This is a genomic window from Streptomyces sp. NBC_00271, from assembly GCF_036178845.1.
Lineage (GTDB): Bacteria > Actinomycetota > Actinomycetes > Streptomycetales > Streptomycetaceae > Streptomyces.
Map to the genome: position 1 here is coordinate 5,987,155 of NZ_CP108070.1, position 15,304 is coordinate 6,002,458.

Annotated in this window: 9 protein-coding genes; 3 read left to right on the plus strand and 6 right to left on the minus strand. The window is 69.6% G+C overall.

Annotation, left to right across the window (positions count from 1 at the left end):
• Nucleotides 1–58 precede the first annotated feature (58 nt).
• The 4 genes from cydD to hisC form a co-directional block, all read right to left on the minus strand.
• The gene (cydD, locus tag OG798_RS27345; protein ID WP_267062311.1) at nucleotides 59–3,562 is read right to left on the minus strand and encodes a thiol reductant ABC exporter subunit CydD; all 3,504 of its coding nucleotides are present in this window, start codon (nucleotides 3,560–3,562) and stop codon (nucleotides 59–61) included.
• A 98-nt stretch (nucleotides 3,563–3,660) separates the two neighbouring features.
• The gene (gene cydB / locus OG798_RS27350; protein ID WP_095853724.1) at nucleotides 3,661–4,668 is read right to left on the minus strand and encodes a cytochrome d ubiquinol oxidase subunit II; all 1,008 of its coding nucleotides are present in this window, start codon (nucleotides 4,666–4,668) and stop codon (nucleotides 3,661–3,663) included.
• A 20-nt stretch (nucleotides 4,669–4,688) separates the two neighbouring features.
• On the minus strand, nucleotides 4,689–6,206 hold the full coding sequence (locus tag OG798_RS27355) for a cytochrome ubiquinol oxidase subunit I (protein WP_328757855.1): 1,518 nt from the start codon (nucleotides 6,204–6,206) through the stop codon (nucleotides 4,689–4,691).
• A 297-nt stretch (nucleotides 6,207–6,503) separates the two neighbouring features.
• Entirely contained in the window at nucleotides 6,504–7,580 is a 1,077-nt protein-coding gene (hisC, locus tag OG798_RS27360) for a histidinol-phosphate transaminase (protein ID WP_095853722.1), read from the minus strand.
• 489 nt (nucleotides 7,581–8,069) lie between these two features.
• Between hisC and OG798_RS27365 the strand changes: the two genes are divergently transcribed.
• The 3 genes from OG798_RS27365 (at nucleotide 8,070) to OG798_RS27375 (ending at nucleotide 11,563) form a co-directional block, all read left to right on the plus strand.
• Complete coding sequence (locus OG798_RS27365) at nucleotides 8,070–9,182, plus strand: LacI family DNA-binding transcriptional regulator (RefSeq protein ID WP_067376804.1); 1,113 nt, start codon at nucleotides 8,070–8,072, stop codon at nucleotides 9,180–9,182.
• A 259-nt stretch (nucleotides 9,183–9,441) separates the two neighbouring features.
• Nucleotides 9,442–10,512 carry a metallophosphoesterase gene (locus tag OG798_RS27370; protein ID WP_323138736.1) on the plus strand — a complete coding sequence of 357 codons (1,071 nt, stop codon included), beginning with the start codon at nucleotides 9,442–9,444 and terminating at the stop codon, nucleotides 10,510–10,512.
• Nucleotides 10,513–10,693: 181 nt separating this feature from the next.
• Nucleotides 10,694–11,563, plus strand: a complete 870-nt coding sequence (locus OG798_RS27375; RefSeq protein WP_267062313.1) for a hypothetical protein — start codon at nucleotides 10,694–10,696, stop codon at nucleotides 11,561–11,563.
• Nucleotides 11,564–11,697: 134 nt separating this feature from the next.
• Here the strand turns inward: OG798_RS27375 and OG798_RS27380 are convergent, their stop codons facing one another.
• Both OG798_RS27380 and thiC read right to left on the minus strand, forming a co-directional pair.
• A complete protein-coding gene (locus OG798_RS27380; protein ID WP_267062314.1) occupies nucleotides 11,698–13,158 on the minus strand; it encodes a VWA domain-containing protein in 1,461 nt (486 codons plus the stop codon).
• A gap of 96 nt (nucleotides 13,159–13,254) precedes the next feature.
• Entirely contained in the window at nucleotides 13,255–15,084 is a 1,830-nt protein-coding gene (thiC, locus tag OG798_RS27385) for a phosphomethylpyrimidine synthase ThiC (RefSeq protein ID WP_097225382.1), read from the minus strand.
• Nucleotides 15,085–15,304 lie beyond the last annotated feature (220 nt).

A 15,304-nucleotide genomic window follows, 5' to 3' on the forward strand; every position in this document is an offset into this window, starting at 1 on the left:
TTTGGACCGGAAAGTCGGACCGTTGGGGCCGGAAAGTCGGACCGTTGCCGGGGAGTCGCTACCGCGCCGCCGCCCCGACCAGCAGATCCCCCGCCGCCTCCCGCTCCAGCATCTCCCGCAACGGCCCCTCCACCACCGACAGCTCCGCGTACGCACCCCGCTGGGCCACCCGTCCCGCCGCCAGCACGATCACCTCGTCCACCGCCGCGAGACCGGCCAGCCGATGCGTGATCAGCAGCGTCGTACGGCCCTCGGTCGCGGCCAGCAGGTCCGCGGTGAGCGCGTCGGCCGTCGGCAGGTCGAGGTGTTCCGCGGGCTCGTCGAGGACGAGCACGGGGAAGTCCGCCAGCAGCGCGCGAGCGAGCGCCAGCCGCTGGCGCTGACCACCGGACAGCCGCGCCCCGTGCTCGCCGATCAGTGTGTCGAGCCCGTCGGGCAGTCCGTCCGCCCACTCCAGGAGCCGGGCCCGCGCGAGCGCGTCGCGCAGCTCGGCCTCGGTGGCGTTCTTCCGGGCCAGCAGGAGGTTCTCGCGCACCGTGCTGTCGAAGAGGTGCGCGTCCTGGGCGCAGAGCCCGACCAGTCGGCGCACGTCGTCCCCGTCCATCCCGTACGCGTCCGTGCCGCCCAAGGTGTACGTCCCCGCCTCCGCGTCCAGGAACCGCAGCAGCACCTGTGCGAGCGTGGTCTTGCCGGAGCCGGAGGGGCCGACGACGGCGACCCTGCGGCCCTGTTCGAGGGTCAGGTCGAGGCCGGCGAGCGCGTCCCGGTCCTGTCCGGCATGGCGCGCCCTGAGCCCTCGTACGCGCAGCGGGAACGGTGTCGCGGGCGCCGGCTGCGGGACCTCCGGTTCGCGTACGGGATCGGGGGCGTCCAGCACCTCGTACACACGCTCCGCGCTCCTGCGCACCCGCTGCCGGTACTGGACGGCGAGCGGCAGCCCCAGGACGGCCTCGAACGCCGCCAGCGGGGTGAGGACGACCACGGCCATCGCCACGCCGCTCAGGCGCCCGCCTGCGACCGCCTGGGCGCCCACGAGGGCGGTCGCCGCGACGGTCAGTCCGGTCGCCAGTGCGGTGAGCCCGTCGCCGAGCGCGGTCGCGGTGGCGGCCCGGGAGGCGATGCGGGTCAGCACGGTGTCGGCCCGTCGTGCCTCGGCCGTACGGGTGGGCAGCGCGCCCGCGACCGTCAACTCGGCCGTCCCGGTGAGGAGGTCGGTCACCCGGGTCGCCAGGGCGCCGCGAGCGGGGGACAGCCGGTGCTCCGCGCGGCGCGCCACGGCGCCGGTCAGCAGCGGGACACCGACCCCGGCCGCCAGCAACCCGGCGGCGAGGGCGGCCCCGGCCTCGGGAAGCAGCCAGGCGGTGAAGCCGACGGAGGCGGCGGACACGAGGAGCGCTGCCCCGGCCGGCAGCAGCCACCGCAGCCAGTAGTCCTGCAGGGCGTCCACATCGGCCACGAGCCGCGACAGCAGGTCTCCCCGCCGGGCCGTGCGCAGTCCGGCGGGGGCCAGGCGCTCAAGACGTCGGTAGACGGCGACCCGGGTGTCGGCCAGCATCCGCAGCACCGCGTCGTGCGACACGAGCCGCTCCGCGTACCGGAAGACGGCCCGGCCGATCCCGAACGCCCGCGTGGCGGTCACGGCCAGCATCAGATACATCACCGGCGGCTGCTGCGACGCTCGCGAGATCAGCCACCCGGAGGTGGCCATCAGCCCGACGGCACTTCCGAGGGCGAGGCTCCCGAGGAGAAGGGCGAGCGCGAAACGACCGCTCCGGGGGCCGGCCGTCGCGCGGACCCGGGCAAGTACGCCTCCGCGTCGCGGAGGGGCCGCGTGGGCCTCTTCCGTAGTGGCCGCGGGCACGCCCTCCGTCTCGACCGTCGGGAGCTCCTTCGTGCCCTCGCCGTGGACGGTACCGGTCGCGACGACCGACGCCGCGGCCTCGAGCCGCACCACCCGGTCGGCCACCTCCAGCAGCGCGGGCCGGTGCACCACCAGCAGCACCGTCCGGCCGACGGCGAGCCTGCGCACCGCCGCCACGACCTCCGCCTCCGTCGCCCCGTCCAGCGAAGCCGTCGGCTCGTCGAGCAGCAGCACGGGCCGGTCCGCGAGAAACGCCCGGGCCAGCGCGAGACGTTGACGCTGCCCGGCGGAGAGTCCGCTGCCGTCCTCACCGAGGACCGTCCCGACCCCGTCGGGCAGGGCGTCCACGAACTCCAGCGCCCCCGCGTCGGCCAGCGCCCGCCGCACCGCCGCGTCGTCGGCGTCGAGCCGGGCGAGCCGTACGTTCTCGGCGATCGAACCGGCGTAAAGGTGAGGCCGCTGGGGCACCCATGCCACCCGGGACCGCCATTCCTCCACATCGGCCTCGGCGAGATCGACTCCTCCGATCCGCACCCGCCCCGCGACGGGCTCCACGAACCCCAGCAGCACATTCAGCAGCGTGGACTTGCCCACACCGCTCGGTCCGACGAGGGCCACCGTCTCACCGGGCCCGACCGAGAAGGAGACATCGGAGACCGCGTCCCCGGAGCGTCCCGGATACCGGACCGTCACTCCCTCGAAGCCGATCTCCCCCTCCGGCGCGAGAAGCGAACCGGTGGGCGGCACCGGGGTCTCCAGCACCGAGAAGATCTCCTCCGCCGCCGCGAGCCCCTCGGCGGCGGCGTGGTACTGCGCCCCCACCTGCCGCAGTGGCAGATACGCCTCGGGAGCGAGGACGAGGATGACGAGCCCGACGTACAGATCCATGTCGCCGTGGACGAGCCGCATCCCGATGGTCACCGCGACCAGGGCGACCGAGATCGTGGCGAGCAGCTCCAGCGCGAAGGACGAAAGGAAGGCGATCCGCAGCGTCCGCATGGTCGCCTGGCGGTACTCGCCGGTGATCCGCCGGATCGACTCGGCTTGCGCCTTGGCCCGCCCGAAGATCTTGAGCGTGGGCAGACCGGCGACCACATCCAGGAAGTGCCCCGAGAGCCGGGACAGCAGTCGCCACTGACGGTCCATCTGGGACCGGGTCGCCCAGCCGATCAGCGCCATGAAGACGGGGATGAGCGGCAGGGTGACGACGATGATCGCCGCCGACACCCAGTCCTCGGTGACGATCCGCGCGAGCACGGCCACGGGCACCACGACCGCGAGTCCCAGCTGGGGGAGATAGCGCGAGAAGTAGTCGTCGAGGGCGTCCACTCCCCGCGTGGCGAGGGCGACGAGCGACCCGGTTCGCTGCCCGCTCAGCCATCCGGGGCCGAGCGCGGCGGCCCGCTCCAGCAACCGTCCCCGCAACTCCGACTTGACCGCCGCACTCGCCCGGTGCGCGGCGAGTTCGGTGAGCCAGGAGACAACCGCTCGCCCGATGGCCACCGCGACCAGCAGGACCAGGGGCGTCCGGAGTTCGGAAGCCGAGTGACCGTGCTGGAAAGCGCCGACGACCACTTCGGCGATGAGCATCGCCTGGGCAATGACCAGCGCCGCCCCGGCCGCGCCCAGCCCCACGACCGCCATGAGGAAGAAGCGAGTGGCGCGGGCGTACCGCAGCAGACGCGGATCGATTGGTTTCACGTGAAACACACCCTTGGCTCATCCGGCATGTTTCACGTGAAACATGCCCTTGGGTCGGACTTGGTCCATGAGGTCGGATTCAGCCCATAAGGCCAGGCTCAGTGCGCAGCATCCGCGGCGATGTGATGCGTACCGATCCTCTTGCGGAACACCCAGTACGTCCACGACTGGTAGAGCAGGACCATCGGTGTGGCGATTCCCGCGCACCAGGTCATGATCCTCAGGGTGTAAGGAGACGACGAGGCGTTGCTGACCGTCAGGCTCCAGTCCGGGTTGAGCGAGGACGGCATGACGTTCGGGAAGAGCGTCAGGAAGAGCATCGCGACGGCCGCCACGATGGTGAGCCCCGACAGCGCGAACGCCCAGCCCTCGCGGCCCGTCTGGGCCACCGCGATCGCGGCGACGAGGGCGACCACGGCCACGATCAACGCGGCCAGGGACTTCGCGTCGCCGTTGTCGGCCTGGGTCCAGATCAGGAAGACGAGTGCCACCACGGCGGCCACCAGCCCGACCCCGAGCGACAGCTTGCGCGCCCGCTCTCGTATGTCCCCGACGGTCTTGAGCCCCACGAACACGGTCCCGTGGAAGGTGAACAGCGTCAGCGTGACCAGACCGCCCAGGAGCGCGTACGGGTTGAGCAGGTCACCGAAGTTGCCCACGTACTCGAAGTTCTTGTCGATCTTCACTCCGTGCACGATGTTGCCGAAGGCCACGCCCCACATGAACGCGGGGACGAGCGAGGTCCAGAAGATCGCCGCCTCCCAGTTGCGCTGCCAGTTCTCCTCGGGCCGCTTCACCCGGTACTCGAAGGCGACTCCGCGCACGATCAGGCAGACCAGGATGAGCAGCAGCGGCAGATAGAAGCCGGAGAAGAGCGTGGCGTACCACTCCGGGAAGGCGGCGAAGGTCGCGCCGCCCGCCGAGAGCAGCCACACCTCGTTGCCGTCCCAGACGGGTCCGATGGTGTTGATGAGGACCCGCTTCTCGGTGCGGTCGCGGGCCAGCAGCTTGGTGAGGACGCCGACCCCGAAGTCGAAGCCCTCCAGGAAGAAGTAGCCGGTCCACAGGACCGCGATGATGACGAACCAGACGTCGTGGAGTTCCATGACTCAGCAGCTCCCTGGGCCTAGTAGGAGAAGGCCATCGGCTTGTCGGCGTCATGGGGGTCGCCGCCGATCTTGGTGGGCGGGTTGAGGTCGGCCTCGGTGAGCTCCGGCGGACCCTGCTTCACGTACTTGAGCATCAGCTTCACCTCGATGACGGCGAGGATCGCGTAGATGAGGGTGAACACGATCAGCGAGGTCAGCACCTCCCCCTGGGAGACCCCGGGCGAGACCGCGTCCCTGGTCCTCAACAGGCCGTACACCACCCAGGGCTGACGCCCCGTCTCGGTGAAGATCCAGCCCCAGGAGATGCCGATGAGCGGGAAGATCAACGTCCACTGGGACAGCCGCCACCACCAGATGCCGAGCTTCGGCGTCAGCTCCATGTTTTTGGTGAGCATGAGCTTCGGGACGTCCTCGTCCCCGGTGCGGTGCTCCGGCGCCAGCCAGAACTTCCGCCTGGTCAGCCAGAGGCCGGCGGTGCACAGGGCCATCGAGACCCCACCGAAGCCGATCATCCAGCGGTACGCCCAGTAGGCGGTGGGGATGTTGGGCCGGTAGTCACCGGGCCCGAATTTCTCCTGTTCGGACTTGTTGATGTCGTTGATGCCGGGGATCTTGGCGTTGAAGTCGTTCTTGGCGAGGAAGGAGAGTATCCCCGGGATCTCGATGGCGACGGTGTTGTGCCCCTTGGCGACATCGCCATACGCGAAGAGCGAGAAGGGCGCGGGCTGCTGCGAGTCCCACAGGGCCTCGGCGGCCGACATCTTCATCGGCTGCTGCTCGTACATCACCTTGCCGAGGGTGTCGGCGCTGACGACGGTGAGGAGCGTGCCGACCAGCGCGGTGACCAGGCCGAGCCGCAGCGACATCCGCATGGTGCGCACGTGCCGCTTCTTGCGCAGGTGGAAGACGGCGATGCCGGTCATGAAGGCGCCGCCGACCAGGATGGACGCGCTGATCACATGCCAGAAGTTGACGAGCGCCGTCTCCTGGAAGAGCACCTTGGGGAAGTCGGTCAGCTCGGCGCGCATCGTGCCGTCCGCCTTCTTCACCAGCCGGTAGCCGACCGGATGCTGCATGAAGGAGTTGGCCGCCATGATGAAGTAGGCCGACAGGATCGTGCCGATGGAGACCACCCAGATACAGGCGAGGTGCACCTTCTTCGGCAGCTTGTCCCAGCCGAAGATCCACAGCCCGATGAAGGTGGACTCGAAGAAGAAGGCGATCAGGGCCTCGAAGGCAAGCGGGGCACCGAACACGTCACCGACGAAGCGCGAGTAGTCGGACCAGTTCATGCCGAACTGGAACTCCTGCACGATGCCGGTCACGACACCCATGGCGATGTTGATCAGGAACAGCCTTCCCCAGAACTTGGTCGCCCTGAGGTAGTGCTCCTTGCCCGTCCGCACCCAGGCGGTCTCCAGAATCGCCGTGAGAGCGGCGAGCGAGATCGTCAGAGGGACGAAGAGGAAGTGGTAGACGGTGGTGATGCCGAACTGCCACCGAGCCAGAGTCTCCGGTGCCAAAGCCAGTTCCACGTCGTCAGTCTCCTTACGCCGCCGTGGTTACAGCGGCAGTTTGCCCCTTTTGCTACATACATCACGGGACAATCGGGACACGCTTGTGAACGCGTTCACATTCACAAGCAATTATGACGCACTGGCTTTCGACCTTCGAAGGGGGGTCCCCCTTTGCGTCAACCCCTCGGAAGGTCTCGAACACACCAAGGTGTCCTCCGGACCGCACCACGGTGCCCTCCGGACCGACGACGACAACCCCGCCGCTCCGGCGCCGCGAGGCACCGGAGCAGCGGGGTTGTCAGCGGGAATGTGACGTCAGAGCTCCTTGCGGAACCCCTCGGTCGTCTTGAGGAAGATGTCGTTCGCCTCGGTCTCGCCGATCGTCACGCGCACCCCTTCCCCGGCGAAGGGCCGCACGACGACCCCGGCCTGCTCGCAGTGGGCGGCGAATTCGAGCGTGCGCTCCCCCAGCCTGAGCCACACGAAGTTGGCCTGCGTCTCGGGCACCGTCCAGCCCTGACCGCGCAACGTCTCGACCACACGGTTGCGCTCGCACACCAGCGCGCCGACCCGACCGAGCAGTTCGTCCTCGGCGCGCAGCGAGGCGACCGCCGCGTCCTGCGCGAGCTGGCTCACCCCGAAGGGCACCGCCGTCTTGCGCAGCGCCGCGGCCACCGGCTCGTGCGCGATCGCGAAACCGACCCGCAGGCCCGCGAGCCCGTACGCCTTGGAGAAGGTGCGCAGCACACAGACGTTGGGACGGTCACGGTAGATCGAAACGCCGTCCGGCACCTCGACGTCCCGGATGAACTCGCGGTACGCCTCGTCCAGGACCACCAGGACATCGTCAGGCACCCGGTCGAGGAATCGCTCCAGCTCGGCCCGGCGCACCACGGTGCCGGTCGGGTTGTTCGGGTTGCAGACGAAAATCAGCCGCGTCTTGTCGGTGATCGCGTCGGCCATGGCGTCCAGGTCGTGCACCTCGTCCGAGGTCAGCGGCACCCGTACCGAGGTCGCCCCGCTGATCTGCGTGATGATCGGGTACGCCTCGAAGGACCGCCAGGCGTAGATCACCTCGTCGCCCGGTCCGCTGGTCGCCTGCAGCAGCTGCTGGGCCACCCCGACCGAACCGGTGCCGGTCGCCAGGTGCGAGAGGGGGACCCCGAAGCGGTCCGACAGCTCGCTCATCAGTCCCGTGCACGCCATGTCCGGGTAGCGGTTGAACGTACCGGCCGCGGCGGTCACGCTCTCCATCACCCCGGGCAGCGGCGGGTAGGGGTTCTCGTTGGAGGACAGCTTGTACGCCACCGCGCCGGCCGCGGCGGGCTTGCCCGGCTTGTAGGTGGGGATACCCTCCAGCTCGGCACGCAGCTTGGGGCTCGTCTCGCTCACCGCAGTCCTCCTCGCGACCACCGCTGGCTCATGACCACCACCGGCTACCAATGCTTCTCACCTTATGAGGATTCGGCGCCGCTGCGAATGGGCCGGGGACAACCATGCGACGCCCCTGGCCCGGGCCGACGACCCGCCGCATACACCCTGGTGATCATCGTCATACTCCCCGGCGACCGTCTCCGCGCGGACTCCGCGGTCATCCTCGTACGAAGGCGCACGAATCGGGGGGCGCATTGCTTTCGAGGCTGTGCGCTGGTGGCTCACGCCGTGGCGCGCATCACCCGTGCAGGTGAGTTGAGACCTCTTCGAAACATGACCCACTTGGCAGGCCCATGCGCGCCGACGCGTCACGTACTGCCATTGGATCGTTTAACTGACTTGGTTTCAAAGGGAGTAGGGCATTGTTGATCATGCAGAAACGTGCCTGTCAACGCGTGCATATGCGTCCGCACTACCCCACCGCATGAGCCCTACTATCGGCTCGCCATGACAGCAGCAGGGAAGCACCAGGTGAGCCGGGCGGAGACTACCCGCCGAGGCGGTCGACCGGGCCGGGCGGGAATCAGAGACGTCGCCGCGGCCGCAGGCGTCTCCATCACAACCGTCTCCGACGCCCTCAACGGCAAGGGCCGGCTCCCGGACGCCACCCGACGCCACGTCCGCGAAGTCGCCGACCGGCTGGGCTATCGCCCGTCGGCCGCCGCCCGAACCCTCCGTACCGGCAAGTCCGGCCTCATCGGCCTGACCGTGACCACCTACGGGGATGAACCTTTCACCTTCACCGAATTCGCCTACTTCGCCGAGATGGCCAGAGCCGCCACCTCCGCCGCACTCGCCCGCGGCTACGCCCTGGTCATCCTCCCCGCCACCTCACGCCACGACGTCTGGTCCAACGTCGCCCTCGACGGAACCGTCGTCATCGACCCCTCCGACCAGGACCCCGTGGTCAGCGAACTCGTCCGTCAGGGCTTACCCGTCGTCTCCGACGGCCGCCCCGCCGGCACCCTGCCCGTCACCGCCTGGGTCGACAACGACCACGAAGCCGCCGTCCTGGACATCCTCGACCACCTCGCCGACGCCGGCGCCCGCCGCATCGGCCTCCTCACCGGCACCTCCACCGACACCTATACCCACCTGTCCACCACCGCATATCTGCACTGGTGCGAGCGGGTCGGACAGGATCCGGTGTACGAGGCCTACCCAGCCCACGACCCGTGTGCGGGCGCCGTCGCCGCGGACCGGCTGCTGGCCCGGCCCGACCGCCCCGACGCGGTCTACGGCCTCTTCGACCCCAACGGCACCGATCTGCTGGCCGCGGCCCGCCGCTACGGACTGCGCGTCCCGGACGACCTGCTGCTGGTCTGCTGCAGCGAGTCCACCGTCTACGCCAGCACCGAGCCGCCCATCACCACCCTCTCGCTCAAACCTCGCCGCATCGGCACCGCCGTCGTCCAGCTCCTCATCGACGCCATCGAGGGTGCGGAAACCGACCAACCGGTCGAACAGGTCATACCGACGGAGCTGATCGTGCGGACCTCCTCCGAGCGGCGTCCACCCCGTACGACGGTCAGCCCGCCCCGGTCACCCGAGAAGGGGTAGTCCGGGTCACCCGGGGAGGAGTGGCTCGGCGTACGCTGAGGTTGACGTCCGTCCTATCGGCGGCGGGGCATCCACCAGGGAAAGCCCCGCCCATTTCGGGCGAAAACCGTGGCGAACAGGGCTCCTGCTCCGATTCACCACCCCTGGGTCATCACATGGCGCGATCCGCATTCCTATGATGGGCCCACGACACCGCGGGCCGCTGCGACCAGGCAGTCCGATCCGGTGCAGATGCGGCGCGATGGTGGTGGAGGGGTCGATGACTCAGGGGGCCGGTCAGGGACCCGAGGCGGTGCGGACGGAGACGTTGCGCGACTTCCGGGTGCCCGCGTACATCCACGAGACCGGTCCGTACCCGCCGAGCGCAGCTCCCGGCGAGTCGGCCGGAGCCGGCGAGGAGCCCGAGGGCTACACGCCCACCCGGCGTGACCTGCCCGTCATCAACCGGGGCGACACGGTGCAGGTCGTCATGGACCCCGCCGCCGTGGCGGCCCCCCAGCCCGCCGACGGACCGGGTCCGCTGTACGTCGTGGGCGACGTGCACGGCTACCTGGACCAGCTGGTCGCCGCGCTCCAGGAGCAGGGCCTCCTCGACGCCGCGGGCAACTGGTCCGCCGGGACCGCGCGCCTGTGGTTCCTCGGCGACTTCACCGACCGCGGCCCCGACGGCATCGGCGTGATCGACCTCGTGATGCGGCTGTCCGCCGAGGCGGCCGCGGTCGGCGGCTACTGCAAGGCGCTCATGGGCAACCACGAGCTGCTGCTGCTCGGCGCCAAGCGGTTCGGCGACACCCCCGTCAACTCCGGCGCGGGCACCGCCACCTTCCAGGCCGCGTGGCTGCTCAACGGCGGCCAGAAGACCGACATGGACCGCCTCCAGGACCACCACCTGCAGTGGATGGCCCGCCTGGACGCCATGGAGCAGGTCGACGGGCACCTCCTCGTGCACTCCGACACCACCGCCTACCTCGACTACGGCGACTCGATCGAGGCGGTCAACGACACCATCCGCGAAACCCTCACGCGCAACGACGCGGACGAGTGCTGGGACCTCTTCCGGAAGTTCACCAGACGCTTCGCCTTCCGCGACGAAGGCGGCGCCGAGGCGGCGCTGTCCCTGCTGGACACCTACGGCGGCACCCGTGTCGTCCATGGCCACAGCCCCATCCCGTACCTCCTGGGCGAGGTCGGCTCGGAGGACGGCGAGGACGCCGCGGGCCCCGTGGTGGAGGGACCACATCTTTACGCCGACGGACTGGCCATCGCGATGGACGGCGGAGTGACCATGGCCGGAAAACTGCTGGTCCAGCAACTGCCCCTGGATAGCTGAGGGTTCTTCGGGCAGGCATCCCCCACGAAGGACAGCGCTGGCCAGGGGGCAATTTCTGGAAACCCCCTGTCACGGCGTGCCGTCACCGCTCTACCATCGGCTTATCCGTAGCAGGCTCCCCTCCGTTTCTGCCCGACGGCTCGTCAGCGTGCGAGCCACCAGCCCTACGGAGCATCGGGGGATGCACATGAACAGCGTTCCGCAGCACCTGCTGAGCGAGGACCGCCAGGAATACGAGCGGATCCTCGATGAGGCGCTGCGCTCCGCCCCACACCGCCCGGAACTCGCCGCTGTCGGCCGGCGGCTCAACACCGAACAGCTGCGCACCATGGCGCTCAACGCCACCGCACTCATCACGGCGGCCGCGGCGACCGAGTACGCGCACTACGTGAAGGTCCGCGAGGAACTGCGCCGCCCGGCGCCGTCCACCCCAACCGTGAGCGAAGGCGCCGGCCCCGTGGAGCCCGGCGCGACCGCGATGGGGCTCGCCGCCACCATGGGGGAGGTCACCGAGACCGCCGGAGCCGGCGCGATCGCCGTCGTCGCGGTGCTCGCGCCCGTCCTCGCCGGAACAGCCGCGGCGATCTTCCTGCTCGTGGGATTCATCCTGAAGGTCCTCACCCCCGAGCTGGCGTTCGCCCAGACCCTGCTGACCACCGGGTGGGTCTTCGGCGCGGTCACGGCGGCCGCGATCCTGGTCGCCGCGGTCGGTCTGCTGCTCACCGCTCTGCGCAACGGCTCGTCCTCGCTCCAGGCCGGAGCGCCCGGCGAGCTCGACGCGGAGGTGGCCCGGGCCAGGGAAGCCTGGCGCGAGGCCCTGCTGGAGCGCGGCATCATGCCGTTCCTCCGGGAGGCCCTCGCCGATCCGGCCACGGCGGCACTGACGCGTCCGTCACCGACACCGACCACCGGCCGCATGCCGCACCTCGGCTACGACCGGCCGGGTTTCAGCAGCCCCGACGGCGGACCCGCGGCGGGTCCGCGCCCGAGCTTCACCAGCCCGGACTTCACCAGCCCGGACTTCGGGGGGCCCGAGCACCAGCCGGAGTGACACCCGGCGGGCCGACACCGGGGTGACGGGAACGAGGGGCCTGCGCCGATACGGCGCGGGCCCTTTTGCCGCTGCCCGCCCCTTCACCGGCGCCCGCCCCGCTCGGGCCGCTCGTACGGTCCCGGCGCGCCCCGTCAGATGATGCCGAGCCCCCGGGCCGCCGTCATCCAGGCCGGGAACTGGGAAAGCAGCCGGTCGTACAACTCCGGATCCGGTACGACACTGATGTCGTCCACCGCGAAGAACCCCACGTTGTCGACGCGCCGACCGGGCAGCGTGTCGAACCGCTCCAGCACGCCGTAGTTCGACCGCCCCAGGCCCACGAACTGCCAGAAGATCGGTTCCTCCACCGCGGCCCTCAGCTCCTGCTCGATCGCCTTGTTCCGATAGACACCTCCGTCGGAGAAGAACAACACCAGGGTGGGATCGACAGCCGGGTGCTCTCGTACATACGTACGCACCTCGGCGATCGCCTTCTGCTCCTCGTTCTGGATACCGACCGACCGCATGTCCACCTGCCCCGGCAGCAGGCCCTTCCGCGGCTTGTTGCTCCGCCGGAACAGGCTCAGCTCACCGACCCGGACATGGAGCTCCAGCCACTCGGGCAGCTCGCCCAGACTCAGGTCCGGCAGCCGGGCGGCATGGGAGGCGAACGTCCACGCCTGCATCACCCCGTCGTCGTCCAACTGCGCCGCCACCGCGGCCATCCGCTCCACCACGTCGGCCACGACGCCCTTCGAGTACAGGAACGACATGGAACCGGAGGCGTCGAGGATCAACACGACGCGCGCCGCGACCCCCTCCGCACCGTGCTTCCGCAGGCTGACCGCCACCTGCTCCTTGCGCAACGAGAGCCGCTTGCGCATGTCCACGGGCAACCGTTCCTCGCCCTTGCTGAGACGCGGGGAGGAAGCCGGGGACACCGGGGGTGCCGGGGGTGCCGGCGGGGCGCCCGCAGCGCTGGAAGCGGCCGTCCGCGAGCCAGTCGGCGGGAGCACGGGCGAGACCGCCGCTGTGCCCTCGGGCGAAACCGCCGGCTCCGGCCCGGACGCACCGGCCCCGTCGGACTCCACGCTGATACCGAAGTCGCTGGCGAGACCCGCCAGCCCGGACGCATACCCCTGCCCGACCGCCCGGAACTTCCACCGACCTCCCCGCAGATACAGCTCGCCCCCGATGAACGCCGTCTCCGTCGTGGCCTCCATCTCGAAGCACGCGATCTCCTGCTGGTTCCCGGCATCGAGCAGCCGCAGCGTCAGTCCGGACAGCCCGCCGAAGGTGCCGCCATCGGCCGAGGCGCACAGGACGACCCGCTCGATCTCCGGTTCCAGGGCACGCAGGTCGACCTCGACGGTGTCCGTCGTGGCAGCGCCGTCCCGCTGCTTACCGAGATGCCGTACGGCGCCGGAGGCGTGCTGCGGCTGGTTGTAGAAGACGAAGTCCCCGTCGTCCCGCACGCGTCCGCCCGGGCCGAGCAGCAACGCCGAGGCATCCGCGTCCGGCGCACCGGCACCTCCTCTCCAGCCGAGCACGGCCCGCACCGCCCCGGCGGCGACGGGAAGGTTGGCGCCCTTGCTCATGGATGTCGATGTCATGGGCCCAGTCTGCCGAGAGAACCCGGCCCGGGAGCCGTTCGTTGCGCCTGATGTACGCCGCGAACGGCTCCGGGCACGACTGCGCTTGCGTGCGGCTCAGTCCGCGAGCGGCAGATAGACCCGGTTGCCCGCGGCGGCGAACTCCCTGGACTTCTGCAGCATCCCCTCGGCGACCTCTTCAGCCGACGCCCCCGCGGCCGCCGTACCGCCGAACTGCTCGTTGATGCTCTGGCTGATCTTCATCGAGCAGAACTTCGGGCCGCACATGGAGCAGAAGTGCGCCGTCTTGGCGGGTTCGGCCGGCAGGGTCTCGTCGTGGAACTCCCGTGCCGTGTCCGGGTCGAGGGCCAGGTTGAACTGGTCCTCCCACCGGAACTCGAAGCGGGCGTCGGACAGCGCGTCGTCCCATTCCTGCGCACCTGGGTGCCCCTTGGCGAGGTCGGCTGCGTGGGCGGCGATCTTGTAGGTGATGACGCCGGTCTTGACGTCGTCACGATTGGGCAGGCCCAAGTGCTCCTTGGGCGTGACATAGCAGAGCATGGCCGTGCCCCACCATGCGATCATCGCGGCACCGATGCCGGAGGTGATGTGGTCGTACGCCGGCGCGACGTCCGTCGTCAGCGGGCCGAGCGTATAGAACGGAGCTTCATCACAGATCTCCTGCTGAAGGTCGATGTTCTCCTTGATCTTGTGCATCGGGACATGTCCCGGGCCCTCGATCATCGTCTGTACATGAAAACGCTTCGCGATCGTGTTGAGTTCCCCGAGCGTCCTCAACTCCGCGAACTGGGCCGCGTCGTTGGCGTCCGCGATCGACCCGGGCCGCAGCCCGTCGCCGAGCGAGTACGTGACGTCGTACGCCGCGAGGATCTCGCAGAGTTCCTCGAAGTTCTCGTAGAGGAACGATTCCTTGTGGTGCGCGAGGCACCAGGCCGCCATGATCGAGCCGCCGCGCGAGACGATGCCGGTCTTGCGGTTCGCGGTGAGCGGCACGTACGGCAGCCGCACGCCCGCGTGGACGGTCATGTAGTCCACGCCCTGCTCGGCCTGCTCGATGACCGTGTCCTTGTAGATCTCCCAGGTCAGCTCCTCGGCGCGGCCGTCCACCTTCTCCAGAGCCTGGTAGAGCGGCACCGTGCCGATGGGGACGGGGGAGTTGCGCAGGACCCATTCCCGCGTGGTGTGGATATTGCGACCGGTGGACAGGTCCATGACCGTGTCCGCGCCCCAGCGGGTCGCCCAGGTCATCTTCTCGACCTCCTCCTCGATGGAGGAGGTGACGGCGGAGTTGCCGATGTTGGCGTTGACCTTCACCAGGAACCGCTTGCCGATGATCATCGGCTCGATCTCCGGGTGGTTGACGTTCGCGGGCAGCACCGCGCGACCGGCGGCGATCTCCTCGCGTACGACCTCGGGGTCGACGTTCTCGCGGACCGCCACGAACTCCATCTCGGGCGTGATCTCGCCCCGCCGGGCGTACGCGAGCTGTGTGACCGCCTCTCCGGGACGGCCTCGACGCGGCTGGCGCGGCCGCCCCGGGAAGACCGCGTCGAGGTTGCGCAGGCCCCCGCGCGGCGAGGTGTGCTTGATTCCGTCGTCCTCGGGACGGACGGGACGGCCCGCGTACTCCTCGGTGTCACCGCGGGCGATGATCCAGTTCTCGCGCAGTGGCGCGAGGCCCCTGCGTACGTCGGTGTCGACGATCGGATCGGTGTACGGGCCGGAGGTGTCGTACAGCGTGATGGACTGCCCGTTGGTGAGGTGCACTTGACGGACCGGCACCCGCAGATCGGGGCGCGAACCCCCGATGTATCCCTTGTGCCAGCCGATGGACTTCCCGGCCTCCCGAGGCTGTTCGCCCTCGGGCGCGGCAGGCACCCCGCCCATCTGGCTGGAGGCAGGCGTGCGTACGTCCTTGTTGGTCATGAGACCTACTCCCTACGCCGGCATTACCCGGTAACAGGTTCGGCGGTCGACGCAGCGGATTCCGTCTGCCGACGTCCCTTGTGAAACATCACTCGTTCCACGTGAAACATCGCTAAGACGGAGGTCAGCGCCCTCTCAGCCCGGTGCTCCGAGCTCCCGCGTGTGCAAAGGTGACTCCACGCTAGCGTCATATCTGGCGCGGTGAACAGAGGGCCCTCGC

What these genes read in the sequence shown, in the direction of transcription:
- cydB (WP_095853724.1), bottom strand. Translation starts at nt 4,668, where the DNA reads ATGGAACTCCACGACGTCTGGTTCGTCATCATCGCGGTCCTGTGGACC.
- OG798_RS27365 (WP_067376804.1), top strand. Translation starts at nt 8,070, where the DNA reads ATGACAGCAGCAGGGAAGCACCAGGTGAGCCGGGCGGAGACTACCCGC.
- OG798_RS27370 (WP_323138736.1), top strand. Translation starts at nt 9,442, where the DNA reads ATGACTCAGGGGGCCGGTCAGGGACCCGAGGCGGTGCGGACGGAGACG.
- OG798_RS27375 (WP_267062313.1), top strand. Translation starts at nt 10,694, where the DNA reads ATGCACATGAACAGCGTTCCGCAGCACCTGCTGAGCGAGGACCGCCAG.
- OG798_RS27380 (WP_267062314.1), bottom strand. Translation starts at nt 13,158, where the DNA reads ATGACATCGACATCCATGAGCAAGGGCGCCAACCTTCCCGTCGCCGCC.
- thiC (WP_097225382.1), bottom strand. Translation starts at nt 15,084, where the DNA reads ATGACCAACAAGGACGTACGCACGCCTGCCTCCAGCCAGATGGGCGGG.